At 72.4% G+C, this 15,466-nt stretch carries 17 protein-coding genes; 7 read left to right on the top strand and 10 right to left on the bottom strand.

Translation table 11 applies throughout. The features are described 5' to 3' along the window. Positions 1-61: 61 nt before the first annotated feature. Entirely contained in the window at positions 62-1,147 is a 1,086-nt protein-coding gene (corA, locus tag ACFWRO_RS28365) for a magnesium/cobalt transporter CorA (protein ID WP_384514813.1), read from the bottom strand. Positions 1,148-1,325: 178 nt separating this feature from the next. On the opposite strand from corA, the gene ACFWRO_RS28360 reads away from it, so the two are divergent. Further along, entirely contained in the window at positions 1,326-2,684 is a 1,359-nt protein-coding gene (locus ACFWRO_RS28360; protein WP_384514686.1) for a serine hydrolase domain-containing protein, read from the top strand. A gap of 40 nt (positions 2,685-2,724) precedes the next feature. Here ACFWRO_RS28360 and ACFWRO_RS28355 read toward each other — a convergent pair whose 3' ends face one another. The 3 genes from ACFWRO_RS28355 to ACFWRO_RS28345 form a co-directional block, all read right to left on the bottom strand. Further along, positions 2,725-3,321 carry a hypothetical protein gene (locus tag ACFWRO_RS28355; protein WP_384514683.1) on the bottom strand — a complete coding sequence of 199 codons (597 nt, stop codon included), beginning with the start codon at positions 3,319-3,321 and terminating at the stop codon, positions 2,725-2,727. A 142-nt stretch (positions 3,322-3,463) separates the two neighbouring features. Beyond that, on the bottom strand, positions 3,464-4,426 hold the full coding sequence (locus ACFWRO_RS28350; RefSeq protein ID WP_384514680.1) for a tellurite resistance/C4-dicarboxylate transporter family protein: 963 nt from the start codon (positions 4,424-4,426) through the stop codon (positions 3,464-3,466). Between the two features lie 118 nt (positions 4,427-4,544). After that, positions 4,545-5,465: a carbohydrate kinase family protein gene (locus ACFWRO_RS28345; RefSeq protein ID WP_384514677.1), complete on the bottom strand. Its 921-nt coding sequence runs from the start codon at positions 5,463-5,465 to the stop codon at positions 4,545-4,547. A gap of 132 nt (positions 5,466-5,597) precedes the next feature. Here ACFWRO_RS28345 and ACFWRO_RS28340 point away from each other — a divergent pair, with 132 nt between their 5' ends. Both ACFWRO_RS28340 and ACFWRO_RS28335 read left to right on the top strand, forming a co-directional pair. Beyond that, complete coding sequence (locus ACFWRO_RS28340; protein ID WP_384514674.1) at positions 5,598-6,209, top strand: hypothetical protein; 612 nt, start codon at positions 5,598-5,600, stop codon at positions 6,207-6,209. A gap of 94 nt (positions 6,210-6,303) precedes the next feature. After that, positions 6,304-7,227, top strand: coding sequence for a universal stress protein (locus ACFWRO_RS28335; protein WP_384514671.1), 924 nt, complete (start codon positions 6,304-6,306; stop codon positions 7,225-7,227). A 28-nt stretch (positions 7,228-7,255) separates the two neighbouring features. On the opposite strand, the gene xylB is transcribed toward ACFWRO_RS28335, so the two are convergent. After that, a complete protein-coding gene (gene xylB, locus ACFWRO_RS28330; RefSeq protein WP_384514668.1) occupies positions 7,256-8,743 on the bottom strand; it encodes a xylulokinase in 1,488 nt (495 codons plus the stop codon). 143 nt (positions 8,744-8,886) lie between these two features. Here xylB and xylA point away from each other — a divergent pair, with 143 nt between their 5' ends. Together xylA and ACFWRO_RS28320 are read left to right on the top strand one after the other, a co-directional pair. Then, on the top strand, positions 8,887-10,074 hold the full coding sequence (gene xylA / locus ACFWRO_RS28325; RefSeq protein ID WP_384514665.1) for a xylose isomerase: 1,188 nt from the start codon (positions 8,887-8,889) through the stop codon (positions 10,072-10,074). A gap of 124 nt (positions 10,075-10,198) precedes the next feature. Then, the gene (locus ACFWRO_RS28320) at positions 10,199-10,417 is read left to right on the top strand and encodes a DUF4287 domain-containing protein (protein WP_384514662.1); all 219 of its coding nucleotides are present in this window, start codon (positions 10,199-10,201) and stop codon (positions 10,415-10,417) included. Positions 10,418-10,429: 12 nt separating this feature from the next. On the opposite strand, the gene ACFWRO_RS28315 is transcribed toward ACFWRO_RS28320, so the two are convergent. From ACFWRO_RS28315 to ACFWRO_RS28305, 3 genes are read right to left on the bottom strand one after another with little or no spacing between them, the layout of a single operon-like run. Further along, on the bottom strand, positions 10,430-10,696 hold the full coding sequence (locus ACFWRO_RS28315) for a hypothetical protein (protein ID WP_384514659.1): 267 nt from the start codon (positions 10,694-10,696) through the stop codon (positions 10,430-10,432). A 52-nt stretch (positions 10,697-10,748) separates the two neighbouring features. Then, a complete protein-coding gene (locus ACFWRO_RS28310; protein WP_384514657.1) occupies positions 10,749-11,258 on the bottom strand; it encodes a DinB family protein in 510 nt (169 codons plus the stop codon). 40 nt (positions 11,259-11,298) lie between these two features. Beyond that, complete coding sequence (locus ACFWRO_RS28305) at positions 11,299-11,592, bottom strand: hypothetical protein (protein WP_384514655.1); 294 nt, start codon at positions 11,590-11,592, stop codon at positions 11,299-11,301. Positions 11,593-11,683: 91 nt separating this feature from the next. On the opposite strand from ACFWRO_RS28305, the gene ACFWRO_RS28300 reads away from it, so the two are divergent. Beyond that, positions 11,684-14,215: a SpoIIE family protein phosphatase gene (locus ACFWRO_RS28300; RefSeq protein WP_384514810.1), complete on the top strand. Its 2,532-nt coding sequence runs from the start codon at positions 11,684-11,686 to the stop codon at positions 14,213-14,215. A 91-nt stretch (positions 14,216-14,306) separates the two neighbouring features. Beyond that, positions 14,307-14,561, top strand: coding sequence for a type B 50S ribosomal protein L31 (locus ACFWRO_RS28295; protein WP_384514652.1), 255 nt, complete (start codon positions 14,307-14,309; stop codon positions 14,559-14,561). Between the two features lie 98 nt (positions 14,562-14,659). On the opposite strand, the gene ACFWRO_RS28290 is transcribed toward ACFWRO_RS28295, so the two are convergent. Together ACFWRO_RS28290 and ACFWRO_RS28285 are read right to left on the bottom strand one after the other, a co-directional pair. After that, positions 14,660-15,157, bottom strand: a complete 498-nt coding sequence (locus ACFWRO_RS28290) for a peptidylprolyl isomerase (protein WP_384514649.1) — start codon at positions 15,155-15,157, stop codon at positions 14,660-14,662. Positions 15,158-15,214: 57 nt separating this feature from the next. After that, on the bottom strand, positions 15,215-15,433 hold the full coding sequence (locus ACFWRO_RS28285; RefSeq protein WP_384514646.1) for a hypothetical protein: 219 nt from the start codon (positions 15,431-15,433) through the stop codon (positions 15,215-15,217). Between the last annotated feature and the right edge of the window lie 33 nt (positions 15,434-15,466).

Here is a 15,466-nt window from a genome sequence, read left to right as displayed (position 1 = left end):
ATGGGGCCACCGTACGGGGCGTGCCCTCGGCCGGTCCACCCGAAAGCGCCGCCCCGTCGCCTCACAGCCAGCCGTTGCGGCGGAAGCTGCGGTGGAGGAGGAAACAGGCCGTGGCCATGACGCTCACGACGAGCGGGTAGCCGTAGGTCCAGCGGAGTTCGGGCATGTGGTCGAAGTTCATGCCGTAGACGCCGCAGACCATCGTGGGGACGGCGATGATCGCGGCCCAGGCCGTGATCTTCCGCATGTCCTCGTTCTGGGCGACGGTCACCTGGGCCAGGTGGGCCTGGAGGATCGAGTCGAGGAGCGCGTCGAAGGAGGTGATCTGTTCCGTGATCCGCGAGAGGTGGTCGGCGACGTCGCGGAAGTACGGCTGTATCTCCGCCGAGACCAGGGCCAGGGGCTGCGCGGTCGCCAGGGCCTGCAGCGGACGGTCGAGGGGGGCCACCGCTCGCTTCAGTTCGAGCAGTTCGCGCTTGAGCTGGTAGACGCGGCCGGCGTCACCGCGGGAGGCCTGCTCGCTGAAGACGGCCGTCTCGACGGCGTCTATGTCGTCCTGCACGGCGTCGGCGACGGCCAGGTAGTCGTCCACGACATGGTCGGCGATGGCGTGCAGCACGGCCGCGGGGCCCTTGGCGAGATGTTCGGCGTCGGCCTCCAGCGCCTCGCGCAGCGGGCCGAGCGAACCGTGGCTGCCGTGCCGGACGGTGATCACGAAGTCCGGCCCGGTGAAGACCATCAGCTCACCGGTCTCGACCACCTCGCTGGTGGCCGTGAGCTCCTCGTGCTCCACGTAGCGGACCGTCTTGAAGACGGCGAAGAGCGTGTCGTCGTACCGCTCCAGCTTGGGCCGCTGGTGGGCGTGGACGGCGTCCTCGACGGCCAGCGGATGGAGTCCGAACAGCTCGGCGAGCCCGGCGAACTCCTCGACGGACGGCTCGTGCAGACCGATCCAGACGAACCCGTCACCCGACTTGCGGACCCGTCGCACCGCCTCGTCCGCGGGACAGGACCCGCGCTGCCGCGCCCCGTCCTCGTACAGCACGCAGTTGACCACCGAGCTGCCCAGGGGCGAGCGGGCGGGGTGGCTCAGGTCGACGGTCCGGCGGTAGGCACGGCGGACGGTGCGCCTCAGGTTGCGGATTATGGGCACGCGGAACTCCTTGGAACGATCAGCGGCCAGTCTGCCACCGACGCACCGCGGACGGGACTCCTGACAAATGTCACCCGTTCCTGTGCGCAAGATCCTCCCGAGGGCTGAGGGCGGGCCGGACGCACGCGACGAGTATGAGACCACTGCCGATCGAGCGAAACAGGATCTCTCCATGCATTCGTCCCGCAGGGCCCCCCTTTCCGTCGTCGCCGCCGCCACGCTGGTCGCGCTCTCCGTCACGGCGTTACCGGCGCAGGCCGCCGTCACCGCCGAACCCGGCTCCCCCACGACCGCCGTCTCCGCCGCCTCGGCGGCCGGGGTCGGCAGCCACCGTCTCGACCGCCCCGCGCTGCGCGGCTCGCTCGACGCCTTCCACAAGGCGGGCATGTACGGCGCCTACTCGGCCGTGCGTGACGGCTCGGCGCAGTGGCGGGGAGCCACCGGGTTCGCCGACATCGACACCAACCGCCCCACTCGGCCGGACTTCGAGCACCGGGTCGGCAGCATCACCAAGACCTTCACGGCCGTCGCCGTCCTCCAGCAGGCCGGCGCCGGACGCATCGACCTCGACGCTCCGGTCGCCCGCTACATCCCCGACATCGTCTCCGACGAACGGGGACGGCAGGTGACCGTCCGGATGCTGCTCAACCACACCAGTGGCATAGCCGACTACGTCCTGCCCGCCTTCCCCGGCATCCTGGAGAACCCCGGCAAGACCCTCGACGACAACCGGCTGCGCAAGATCGCCCCCGAGGAACTCGCCCGCCTCGGTCTCGCCGCCCCGCCCGTCGCGGAGCGCGGGACCCACTCGTACTCCAACACCAACTACATCCTGGCCGGGCTGATCCTGGAGCGGGTGACCGGCCAGAAGGCCGAGGCGTACATCACCCGCAATGTCATCCGCAAGGCCGGCCTACGGCACACCTACTTCCCCAGCTCGCCGGCGATCAAGGGCCCGCACGCGCGGATGTACGAGTCCTTCTTCGGCCTGATCGACCCGGCGCGCGACTACAGCGCCTACGACATGTCGTGGGCGGGCACGGCCGGCGCCCTGGTGTCGACGACGAGCGACCTCAACGACTTCTACCGGAAGCTGCTCAGCGGCCGGCTGCTCGGCGCGGCGCAGCTGCGCGAGATGAAGACCACCGTCCCGGCCTACGAGACCGAGCCGGGCGAGGAGGTGCGCATGGGCTACGGCCTGGGCATCTACACCTTGAAGATGCCGAGCGGCGGCTGGTACTGGGGTCATGACGGTGGTGTCTTCGGCGCCGGCACCTGGGCCCTGTCGTCCGAGGACGGCCGTCGCCAGGTCGCCATCGGCTACAACCTGATGAAGTACCAGCGTTTCGACTCCGAGGGCCGTCCGCTGCCGGACCCCGTCACCGACGCGCTGTACGCCCACGTGGACGGCGCCCTCGCCGGCACCCCCGCTCCCCCGCGCGGTGTGACGCCCCAGCGCTCGCCGGGGACGCAGGCGCTGCCCGCGCTGCCGATCGGCCCGGACGCACTCCACCAGGCGTCCCTCCGGTAGCACCCGCCACCGCCCCCGTCGGGGTGTGGCGGACAGGCCGTCACCTGGACTGCAGGGCGTCCAGAGCGACGGCCTGGGCTATCGCCAGGCGGCGGTCGAGGTGCTCGTCGTGGATCGTCAGGACGTACCTGTCCCGCAGGCCGAGGCGCTTGCGCACGGACATGACGGGGCGGTCCGACCGGGCGAAGTCGAAGTGGTACGGCCAGGCGAACGGCAGGATGTCGACGAAGGGAATGATGTCCCAGACCCGGCGCAGCACGGCCACGGTCATGTTCCGCTCGACGCCCGTCGACTCGGCCGTCGCCCGCTCCTCGCTCATGTGCCAGGTGCTGCGCAGCAGGGAGGCGGCGAAGTTCTTGCGGAACGTGCCGACCTGGCTGCCCGAGGCCGCGCGGACGTCGTACGTCGCGCCGAGGTCCACGATCTGCCGGGCCTGGAAGGTGAAGAGGACCTGCTTCTGGGACTCGTCCGTGTAGAACGTGATCTGTTCCTTCAGTGCCATGCGCTTCTGGTGCGCGAACGCGACCATCTCGCCCTCGGCGCCGTCCGGTCCGGCCGTGTGGACCACGTAGCGGTTGGCCATGGGCGTGATCTTCTGGCTGATGTGAAACTGCTGCTGCGCCTGCTCGAGACCCATGGTGTGCTCCACGCTCGTCGATTCCTTCTCGACGATGGTCGCCCGCCGGGAACACCCGCCGCAGTCATCGAAAGTCGCTTCCCGGGAAGACGAACGGATCGCATGCCCCGGCCCTCAAGGCCCGGTCCTCAAAGCCCGGCGCTCAAGGCCCGTACCGTCCCGACGGGGCGACCGCCCGCCCGGGCAGCGCGCGGACCATCATGACCAGCGTGACGAGCCAGGCCGCCGTCGCGATCCACAGGAGCACCTGCCCGAGGCCGTCGAGCCAGCGGATGTCGGTCGCCGTCGAGGTCGACAGGCAGGCGACCGCCGTCATCCCCATCGGGAAGACGGTCGCCCAGCGTCGTACGTCGTAGCCCGGGCGGCGCGACAGCAGCTCGGCCCCGAGCAGGATGACGTACCAGGCGAGGTCGGCGGCCAGCAGGATCAAGGTGACCGTCCGCAGGACGGTGTGGGCCCCCGTGCCTGCCCACACGCCGGTGGCGAGGAGCTTGGAACCGGCGAGCGCGGAGATGGCGAGGGCGCCACCCGCCACCCACTGGTCACCGGCGCCCTCGATGACCTGGCGGAAGTCGAAGCGGAACAAGGCGGCCGCGTAGAGCAGCAGGCCGAGGACGAAGAAGACCAGGGCCGTCCGGGCGAGCCACTCCTCCGCCGGGACGGCCAGGGCGGCTCCGAGGACCACGAGTCCCTGGGTGGCGACGCAGATCAGGAAGACACCGCCGGGCATCCGGCGCCCCACGTGCCTCAGCACCGCCGTGAGCAGCGGTGCCCACAGCACGGCGGACAGCGCAAGGAGGGCGGCGGCCGCCGTGGTCCAGCCGAGGAGCGCCACGCGCACCCCGAGCACCGTCGTGGCGGCGACGGCGGTCAGGGCGGGCGGGGTGTCGGCCTCGGCGACCCAGCGGGGCCTGCTGCGCAGCAGCCGGTTGGCGAAGTCGCCCGCGAGCACTACCCACACCACGCCCGCGAGGCAGAGCAGTACGCGGGAGACCGTTTCAAGGCCGGTCAGGTGGAAGCCGACCGAGAGGATGCCGGTGGCCATCACGGCGGCGCCCGCGGCGGGCGGCAACTCGGCCCACCAACGGGCGACGCGCTCCTTCATGCCCCCTATCGCACCGGCTGGCCGCCGTCCCCGCCACTCGGACACGGGAGGACACGGACGGCCGGGACGTCAGCCGGAACGGGCGGTGCGTCAGCCGGAACGGGCCGCACGCCGCTGGTCAGCCTCCTGCGCCTGCTGCCGTCGCCAGGAGCGCCTCGGGGGTGATGAGCGCCGTGGAGCCGGGGGCCGTGCAGGCGTGGGCTCCGGAGATCGCGCCCAGCCGGGCGCAGGTCAGGACGGGCTCACCGGCGAGCCGGCCGTAGAGGAAGCCGCTGACGTACGCGTCGCCGGCGCCGTTGGTGTCCACGACCGGCGCGTGCGGGGCGACGGCAGGGACATGACGCGGCGTCGAGCCCCCGTCCCGGGTGAGGACGTACGAGCCGTCCGCGCCCGCCGTCGCGACCACGGTCCGGGCGCGGCCCTCGCGGAGGATCTCCCGCATCAAGGCTGTCGTACCGTCGCCCGCGCCCGCCGCGCTGAGGAAGACGAGGTCGGAGCGGAGGGCGAACTCCCGGTGGTGGTCCGCGAGGCCGTCCCAGTCGTGCAGGTCCGTGGAGACGGGCACGCCGAGCTCCTCGAGGTCGTCGTACAGGAAGCGCGCGAAGTTCATGATCGAGACGTGGACATGGCGCGCGTGGCGCAGCCGGGGCAGGTAGTGCTCCCTCGGCATGCGCAAGTCCGCCGGGTCCCGGCTGTCGTAGAAGGACATCCGGCGTCCGGTCGCGTCGACGAGGTTCACCGCCCGCCGGGTCCCGGCGGGCGAGATCACCGGGTGGAACTCGACGTCCCCGTCGGCCATCCGCTGCCGTACGAGCGCGCCGATCCCGTCGTCGCCCACGCAGTCGAGCAGGGCGACGCGCAGGCCGAGGGCCCGTGTCCCCAGGGCCACGTTGCCGCCCGTGTGGCCCGGCCACTCCTCGATCGGTCCGACGTGGACCGAGTCGGCGAGGGGGACGGGCAGGGCGTCGACACGGATGACCGTGTCCACCCCGCTTCCCCCGACCACCACGATGTCGTACCGGTCGTTCTGTCGACTCACCTCTGCCGCCTCTCGGTCCCGCCGCGCCCAGTATGCAGCGGTGCACAGGTGGAGCAAGGGGCTCGTCAGGAGCGCGTATACGGGTCGTCAAAGAGCTCCGACGGGGCGGGGCGCCGGACCTACCGTTCGTTTATGGAACCTCCTGAACCCTCGTCGCCCCCCGACGGACATACCCCGGTCGCGCACGGCGCGTACGCGGCGCACGCCATGCCCGCAGCGCACAACGCCCAGCCGACGCACCACGTGCACGAGGTGCACGACGACGAGTGGGCCGGCGAGACCCGCGCCGCCGCCGGATGCGCGGCGCTGCTGCTGGCCCTGTCCCTGACGATCGACGCCGGCACAGGCTCCCTGAACACGGCCCGCGTGGTGCTCTGGATCGGGCTCGCGGCCCTGCTGTTCGTGATACTCATGCCCTCGCGCGTGTCCGCCGCCCCCGGCGTGCTCACGGTCCGCGGCCTGTGGACCCGGCACACCGTGCGCACCGACCGCCTGCGGTCCGTCCGCTGGTCGAACGGCGTCTCCCAGCGCCTGGTGCTGCGCGACACCGAGGACAACAGGGCCGAGATCGACCCCCGCGTACTCATCGCCAACCCCGCGCTCTGGCACCGCGTGGCGGCGGACGCCCGGATCTCCTCGGCCCAGGGCACGCTGCTCTGCGGCGCGACCGCCCTCGACCAACTCTCGCGGCGCATCGACCGGGAGACCGCGCAGACCGTCTTCAAGGTCTCCGGCCTGCGCTAGCCGGCACGCCCCCGGGTTCACCTGCCTCGTCCGCACTCGCCGAGCCCGGCCACGTCCGGGCGCGAACATCCGATATCAGGGTGATCATTCCCCTATGGATGAAAAGCCGGTTGTCGTCGGTGTGGACGGGTCGGAGCACAGCCGCCTCGCCCTGACCTGGGCCCTCGGCGTCGCGCAGCGGCTCGACGCGCCCCTGGTCGTCGCCCATGTGCGCTCCGAGGCGCTCCAGCTCGGGGAAGCCCGGATCGCCTCCCTCGGCCCGAGCCCCAACATCCCCGACACGGTCCTCAACGGTGTCGGCGCCTGGATCGAGGGGCAGGACGCGCGCGTGCCGGTGCGGTACGAGTCGCTCGACGGCACGGTGTCGGACGCCCTCCTCGACATGGCCCGGTCGGCGCGCCTGCTGGTGGTCGGCTCGCGTGGGCGCGGCGGCTTCGCGAGCCTGCTGCTCGGCTCCGTCAGCCGGTCGCTGGCCTCGTCCGCGCCGTGCCCGGTCGTCGTGGTGCCGCACGAGGAGCGGACCGTGCCGCCGGAGAGCGAGGCGGAGGCGGGCCGGGTCCTCGTGGGGCTCCACCCGGAGGAGACCGCGGACGAGGTCCTCGACTTCGCGTACCACGCGGCCCTGCAACGGGGCGTGGTCCTGGAGGTGGTGACGGCCTACCGGCTGCCGCCCTCGCCGGTCCTGATGGTCGGACCGCCCGCGCCGGCCCTGCAGGTGCCGCCGCCGATCCCCCTGGACGACGAGACTCCCGAGCTCGTCCGGGACACCGCGGGCCTCCAGGAGGAGCGGCTGCGGCCCTTCACCGAGCGGTACGCGGACGTCCAGGTCTCCCCCACCGTCGTACCGGCGGACGCGGCGGGGCGGCTGGTGGAGGGTTCCCGCACCGCGGACCTGGTGGTGGTGGGCCGCCATCGGAGGCACCGGGTCGCGTCGCTGCTCATGGGCTCGGTCGCCCACGCCGTACTGCACCACGCCCACTGCCCGGTCGCGGTGGTCCCGTCGCCGACGGCTGACTGAAGACGCCGACGCGTCTCGCGATAGAGCCTCAGCTCAGCAGGCTCGGAGTCGCGCGGGTCAGGACCGAGTCGATCCGGTTCCAGGTCTCCTCGTCGCGGGCCACCGGCGGGAGGGTCTCGCCGTGGCCCGTGCCCCACATCGCCGAAAGTCTCACCGGGTCCTCGCCCGTCGCGGCGGAGGCGGCGAGGGCGGCCGCGCCGAGGGCGACGAGTTCGGTCGCGGCGGGGATCACCAGGGGCCGCCCGGAGAGGCGCCGGATCGTCTCCCGCCAGGCGCGGCCCTGGGCGCCGCCGCCGATCAGGCGCAGCGGGCGGTCCCGTACGGCCGGTTCGGAGGGATCGAGGCCGCAGGCGACGAGGAGGTCGTCGAGGGCGCGCAGCACGGTGAACGCGGCGCCCTCGTAGGCCGCGCCGAGGATCGCGCGCGGGGTGGTGGTGTGGCGCAGGCCGGTCACGAGGCCGCTGGCGTGCGGCAGGTCGGGGGTGCGTTCGCCGTCGAGGTAGGGCAGGACGACCACGCCGTCACCGGGTGCGGTGTCCTCGCGGTCGAGGCCGAGGAGGCCGGCGAAGCGGTCCACGGCCTGCGAGCAGTTGAGGGTGCAGCCGAGCGGGAGGTACGTGCCGTCGGCGGCGGCGAACCCGGCCAGTCCCGCGGCGGCGGGACGGGTACGGGTGGCGGCGAAGGCGGTGCCCGAGGTGCCGAGGCTGACGACCGGGTGGTCGAGGAGTCCCGCGCCGCCGAGGCCGATGCCGACGGCCGCGGCCATGTTGTCACCCGTTCCGGCGGCGACGGCGACGCCGGCCGGCAGCCCGAGTGCGCGGGCCGCGTCCGGGGTGAGCGTGCCGACAGGGGTGGCGCCACTCGCGGCGACGACGGGCAGCAGGCCCGGGTCGAGGCCGAGGAGGCGGAGGATCTCCGGGTCGTAGGCGTGGGCCGCCGTGTCGTACCAGCAGGTGCCGGAGGCGTCGCCGGGGTCGGTCGCGGCGACGCCGCAGAGGCGCTCGGTCAGGTAGTCGTGGGGCAGCCGGACGGCCGCCGTGGCCTCCGCGACGGAGGGTTCGTGAGCGCGCACCCACTGCCAGGTGGTGGCGGTCATGGAGGCGACCGGCACCGAGCCGGTGCGGGCGAGCCAGCGGTCCTGGCCGCCGAGCGCGGCGGTCAGTTCGGCGGCCTGCGGCGCCGACCGGGTGTCGTTCCAGAGCACGGCCGGGCGGAGCGGGCGGCCCGCGCGGTCGAGGACGACGAGGCCGTGCTGCTGGCCGGCCACGGCGATGCCGGTGACGGCGCTCGGGGGTACGTCAGCGGTGGCGAGGGCCGCCGCGACCGCCTCGCGGAGCGCGGACCACCACTGCTCGGGGTCGCTCTCGCGGGCTCCGTCCTCGCCCGTGACCGTGTGCGCGGCCCGCCCGACGGCGCGTACGGCGCCGGTGGCCACGTCCACGACGGCCGCCTTGGTGGACTGCGTAGAGCTGTCCACGCCGATCACGACCGGGGGTGCGGTGCGCGTCGCCGCCATGGGTGTCACCTTTCGTCGAACCGCGTGACCACTCTGGCGCGGGATCGCCCCGTGCCGTATTAGTTATCTCAGAAAACAAATAGAGGGGCCAGACCTCGCCGCGCCCCTCTGCTCCCCGTGGACGCGCAGAAGAGGGACAGATCATGACGGAAGACTTCTCCCCCGAGCCCTTCTCCCCCACCCCCGGCGACCGGTTCACCTTCGGCCTGTGGACCGTCGGCTGGCAGGGCCGCGACCCGTTCGGCGAGGCCACCCGCCCCGCGCTCGACCCCGTCGAGTCGGTCGAGCGGCTCGCCGCCCTCGGGGCGTACGGCGTCACCTTCCACGACGACGACCTCATCCCCTTCGGCGCCTCGGAGGGCGAGCGCGAGGCCGTGGTCAAGCGCTTCCGCGCCGCCCTGGAGCGCACCGGCCTGACCGTGCCGATGGCGACGACCAACCTCTTCACCCACCCCGTCTTCAAGGACGGCGCCTTCACGGCCAACGACCGTGACGTGCGGCGCTACGCCCTGCGCAAGACGATCCGCAACATCGATCTCGCCGTCGAGCTCGGCGCGACCACCTATGTCGCGTGGGGCGGCCGCGAGGGCGCCGAGTCGGGCGCCGCCAAGGACGTACAGGTGGCCCTCGACCGGATGAAGGAGGCCTTCGACCTCCTCTGCCAGTACGTCACCGAGCAGGGCTACGCGCTGCGTTTCGCGATCGAGCCGAAGCCGAACGAGCCGCGCGGCGACATCCTGCTGCCGACGATCGGTCACGCCCTTGCGTTCATCGAGCGTCTGGAGCGGCCCGACCTGGTGGGCGTGAACCCGGAGACCGGCCACGAGCAGATGGCCGGGCTCAACTTCCCGCACGGCATCGCCCAGGCGCTGTGGGCGGGCAAGCTCTTCCATCTCGACCTCAACGGCCAGTCGGGCATCAAGTACGACCAGGACTTCCGCTTCGGGGCCGGGGATCTGCGCCAGGCGTTCTGGCTGGTGGACCTGTTGGAGACGGCCGGGTACCAGGGTCCTCGGCACTTCGACTTCAAGCCGGTCCGCACGGACGGCTTCGACGGCGTGTGGGAGTCCGCGAAGAACTGCATGCGCAACTACCTGATCCTGAAGGAGCGCGCCGCCGGATTCCGCGCGGACCCCGAGGTCCAGGAGGCACTGGCCGCGTCCCGTCTGCCCGAACTCGCCCTGCCCACGGCCCCCGACGGCCTCGCCGGCCTGCTCTCGGACACCGGCGCCTTCGAGGACTTCGACGTCACGGCGGCGGCCGAGCGGTCGATGGCCTTCGAGCGCCTCGACCAACTCGCCCTGGAACACCTGCTGGGCGTACGCCGCTGACCACACCCCCTGCAACGGCGTACCTCGCGCCGCGTGATCCACATCACGCCGCCGCGCCGATGATTCCGAGGGCTGCCCACCGTCTTCCTTACGAGAGCACACCGCACCGGAAGGAACACCAGCCATGACCGAGACCGTCAAGGGCCCCGCGAGCTACTTCCCCTCGATCGAGAAGAAGTACGGACGTCCCATCACCGAGTGGAAGGAGCTCATCCACGCCTCGCCGCTCACCAAGCACATGGAGCTGGTCGCCTGGCTGAAGACCGAGCACGGCCTGGGTCACGGCCACGCCAACGCCCTCGTCGCCCACACGCTCGCCGAGACCGCGTCCAAGGACCGCTGACGCGCCCCGCCCCTAGCGCGTGTCGCCCTCCCAGTCCCAGTGGACGTCGTCGCCCTCCCGGGGGCCGTAGCGGGCGTGGCCCCCGGGGCCGTACGCGCCTATCTCGGTGGCGAGGGCGGCGCCCTCGTCCTGTTGCGCGCGGGTCCAGCCGGTGACGTCGAGGAGGAGGCCGTCCAGGGGGCCGGCCACCAGCTCGCGGTAGTCGTGGCCGGGTCGGGGGCCGGGGTAGGGGTCGTCATGGTCGGCGCCGTACACGCGGCCTCGCATCAGCTCGTCCATACTCCGCAGCATCGCACCCGGCACTGACACTCGCCCCGTCACGGAGGTCCGTTCAGGCGCCGACGGTCCCGTCCACGCCCTCGCGCAGGAAGTCCGCGTGGCCGTTGTGGCGCCCGTACTCCAGCAGCACGTGCACCATGACCATCCGCAGCGAGACCTCCTGGTCCCACCGAGGCTGGTACCCGGCGAGGTCGAGGGAGCCCGCCTCCCGTTCGATCCGCCGGGAGTTCTCCACCTCCGCCTCCCAGGCGGTGAAGGCCTCCGCCCGCGTCGAGCGGCTCGCGTCGTACGCGGCCTGGAAGTCGACCTTGTCCGACCAGACCATCGGGGCCTCGCCGTCCTCGAAGACGCGGCGGAACCAGGCCCGCTCCACCTCCGCCATGTGCCGGACCAGGCCGAGCAGCGTCAGCGTGGACGGGGGCATCGACCGCTCCCGCAGTTGGTCGTCGTCGAGCCCCTCGCACTTCCTCGCGAGCGTCGCGCGGTGGTAGTCGAGGAAGGCGCGCAGGGTCTCGCGTTCATCGCCGAGGTGGGGCGGCGAGACGCGCGGGTCGACGGTCACGGGCATGGCTCCTCGTCAAGATCCTTCGCGGGCCCCGAACTTACCTCGGCTCCCCAGGCGGGCGCCCTTCGTTCGCGCGCCCTCGCTCCGCCGTGAGGGAGGCGACCAGTACGCCGGCCAGGCCCGCCCACACCAGCACCGCGCCACCGCCGACGGTCGCCCAGCCCACGGCGCCGAGCACGCACGCCACGCCGAGCCCTGTGCCCAGTGCCCGCCGGTCGGTGACGAAGGCCCAGGCCCGTCGGCCTGCGCCGGGCGTACGCATCTCGAGCACCGCCGCGCGGCACACCAGCGCCAGCGCGGCGAGCACCGCGGTCATCACGGACGGGTCCATGCGTTCTCCCTCCCCGACCATCGTCGCGCAGACCGGCCTGCTTCGCGCCGGATCGCACGACGGACGTGCGACGCCTCCCCGGCAGCCCGAGATGCGGGGCCCCTTCGCCGGGGAGCATGCTGGCATTGTGATCCCGCACGGCGTGGCCGGACAGGACCCGTCGACCGAGAACGAGGAAGCGCCCGGGAGCGTGGAGACCGACGGGAGGCTGCTCGACGCGCTGCCGCTGGTCGTCGCAGAGGCCGCGCTGCGGACGATCGAGGCGGTTGGCGGCTACGCGGGATGCGTGTATCTGCGCTCCGGGGACCCGGGGCTGCTGCGGATGACCGTGCTGGCCGGGCTGCCGGGTTCCCTGTTCCGCCCCTGGTGGCGCATGCACGTGAACCGGCCGTTCCCCGTCGCGGAGGCCCATCGCTCGGGCCAGCCGGTGCACCTGGCCGACGTCGAGGAGGCCATGCGGCAGTTTCCGCAGCTCGTGGCCAGTCTGCCGTTCCCCTTCGCCTCCCTGTACGCGCCGATCGTGAGCGGCCGGGAGCGGTTCGGCGTGCTCGTGGTGCTGCGTACGCCGAGCCCCGGTGTGCCGGTGAACGCCCGGGACCGGAGCCGGATGGCGCGGGAGGCCCAGCGGCTCGCGGCGGCCCTGAAGGATCTCGCGGACGCCGGTACGACCGTGGAGTGGCCCGATGAGCCGGTGTGCGTCCAGCTCCCGTCAGGGGGCACGAAGCCGGTGCGGATCGGCACCTTCGACTGGGACCTGAACACCGGCGAGGTTCTCGCCGACGAGGGACTGCGAGCGATCCTCGGCGACGACGACACCGTCCCCGGCACGATCGAGGCGCTGACGGCGCGCCTCGCCCCGGAGGACGCCTACGCGCTGTGGACGATGGCGCGGCGGGCGGCCGAGTCCGGTTCCCGGGTCGCGCGCCGGATCCGGCTCAGGGGCCCCGACGGGGGGCTCCACCTGCTGGAGGTTTCGGCCCGCGCCGCGCCGGGCGGGCGCGCGGGGCGGCTGGCCGGATCCCTGGTCGACCTGGGCACGGGTCTGGTCGGCTCCGACGCCGTCGACCGGCTGCCCCGGGCGATCCTGGCGATCGACCGGCTTGGCCGGGTCACGTACGTGAACCATCTGACCGAGGCACTCCTCGGCGTCCCGCGCGCCTCCCTCGCCGGGCGGAGCGTCTGGGAGGTGCTGCCCTGGTTCAGCCAGCCCGCCCACGAGGAGCATCTGCGGGCCGCGCTGCTCTCCGACGAGCCGGTGCACTTCCTGGTCCACGTGGCCCACAAGGAGTGGCTGTCGGTCTCGCTCTATCCCGGGCACGACGGGGTGACCCTGGTGCTCGTACCGGAAGGGGATCCCGCCTACGAGCCTCCCTCGGTCTCCCGGCCGGACGTCGGGCTCGGTTCCCCGGCGGACAAGGCGTCGGCGCTGTACCGGCCCGTGGCGCTCGCCATCGCGCTGACCGAGGCGATCACGGCCCGCCAGGTGTCGGCGGTGGTGACCGACGAGCTGCTGCCCGCGTTCGGCGGCCGGCAGCTGGCCATCTACCTGCTGAGCGACCGGCATCTGTACCTGGCGTGGGAGACCGGCTTCCCTCCCGGGTTTCTTGAGCCGTTCGACGGTGTGGGGCTCGACGCCCACATGCCGGGTGTCGAGGCGCTGACGACGGGCCGCCCGCTGTTCTTCGAATCGATCGACCAGATGAGCCGGGCCTATCCGGAGCTCCCCCTGGACGCGCTCTCGGGTGCGCGCGCCTTCCTGCCGCTGATCGCCTCGGGCCGGCCGGTCGGCTCGTGCATCCTCGGCTTCGACCGGCCGCGCGGCTTCAGTCCGGAGGAGCGCACGGTTCTGACGGCGCTCGCCGGGCTGATCGCCCAGGCGCTGGAGCGGGCCCGCCGGTACGACAGCGAGGCGGCGCTCGCCCGCGGACTCCAGGACGCGCTGCTGCCCGCCCGGCTGCCGGTCCGCGACCACGTCGACACGGTGGCGCGCTACCTGCCGGGTACGCAGGGCATGGACGTGGGCGGCGACTGGTACGACGTCCTGGAGACCAAACGGGGGCTGCTGGCCCTGGTGTGCGGGGACGTCCAGGGGCACGGTGTCGCCGCGGCGGCGACGATGGGTCAGCTGCGCAGCGCGGTACGGGCCTTCGCCCTCGGCGGCCATGCTCCGGAGGAGGTGCTGACGGGCACCAACCGGCTGCTGATCGACCTCGACCCCGGGCAGTTCGCCAGCTGCTGCTACGTGGTGCTCGACCCGGCGACGGGCGTGGCCGAGGCCGTACGCGCCGGGCATCCGCAGCCCCTGCTGCGGCACCCGGACGGGACGGCGGAGATCCTGGAGCTGGCGGGCGGTCTGGTCCTGGGGATCGATGCCGACGCCACGTATCCGGTCACGGAACTGCACCTGGAACCCGGGGCGGTGCTCGCCCTGTACACGGACGGTCTGGTGGAGCGGCCCGGCCACGACATCGACGAGGGGACCGAGTGGCTGCGCCGTACGTTCTCCGTGACGGGGTCGATCGCGCTGGCGGAGACGGCGGACCGGCTGATCCGGGACGCCCGGCAGGCCAGCGACCGGCCGGACGACATCGCGCTGCTGCTCGCCGCCCGTTGGACGGACTGACCGCCCTCACCCGGTCGGCCGCGTGGCGCTGGTCGGCGGGTCCGCGGCCGGGGAGGCTGGGGCCATCGAGCAGGCATCCCGAGGAGGACGTGTGCAGCAGGACAAGCAGCCGGAGTACGGCCCCGTGGTCTTCCGTGACCGCTCCGCCGGGTTCGCCTTCCTGACCCGGTCGACGGCGACGAGCGAGCAGACCATCGAGTGGGACGACGGCAAGACCTATCCCGTGGTCGACGTCGAGATCTCCTCCGAGAGCCACCCGTTCTACACGGGCAAGGCGCGGACGGTGGATGCCGAGGGCCGGATCGCGAAGTTCGAGCGGCGCTTCGGGGAGGACCCGCCCTCCTGAATCGGCTTTCCGACACTGCCGACAGAAACGGCCGACCGCCCCCACGTGGTGCTCTGCGGGGGCGGTCGTGCGGAGGGGTGCTGCTAAGCCTGTACGGCTCAGCCCTCGATGACGCCGGACTCGGCGATGGTGATCTTGGCGCTGGTGCGGCCGGCGGCCGAGCCGTAGCCCTCGATCTTCTTGACCAGGTCCTGGCCCTCGACGACCTCACCGAAGACGACGTGCTTGCCGTCCAGCCAGTCGGTCACGATGGTCGTGACGAAGAACTGGGAGCCGTTGGTGTTGCGGCCCGCGTTCGCCATGGACAGCAGGTACGGCCGGTCGTGCTTCAGCTTGAAGTTCTCGTCCTCGAACTTCTCGCCGTAGATGCTCTTGCCACCGGTGCCGTCGCCCCGCGTGAAGTCGCCGCCCTGAAGCATGAACGACGGGATGACGCGGTGGAACGAGGAACCGGCGTAGCCGAAGCCGTGCTGGCCGGTGGCAAGCTCACGGAAGTTCGTGGCCGTCTTGGGGACGACCTCGTCGAACAGCTGGAAGACGATCCGACCTGCGGGTACGTCGTCGATCGTGATGTCGAAGTACACATTGTTGCTCATGGGCACATTCTGGCATTCCCGCTCACGTGGCGCGCGCACGGGCTCCCTGTCGGAGGGTCACGCCACCCCGCCGAGGTCCGGCGTCTGGGGAAGCGCCTCGCTCACCAGCGGCGCGGCGCCGTCCAGGAGCGGGGTGACCGGGTTGTCGTTCTGCAGGAGACCCGTGGGGCTGGCCAGGCCATGGTCGGCGGCGGAGGCGTGGGGCGGCGGGGTCACGAGGGCCGTGACGACACCGGCGGCGAGGGAGGCGATGGCGAGCATGCTGCGCTTCTTCATGCCCTGGTCAACTGCCGGGACGCTCCGGGGTTA

It is taken from the genome of Streptomyces sp. NPDC058579 (genome assembly GCF_042718575.1).
GTDB lineage: Bacteria > Actinomycetota > Actinomycetes > Streptomycetales > Streptomycetaceae > Streptomyces.
Note: the sequence above shows the minus strand (reverse complement) of the source record. Positions and strands in the feature narration are given on the sequence as shown.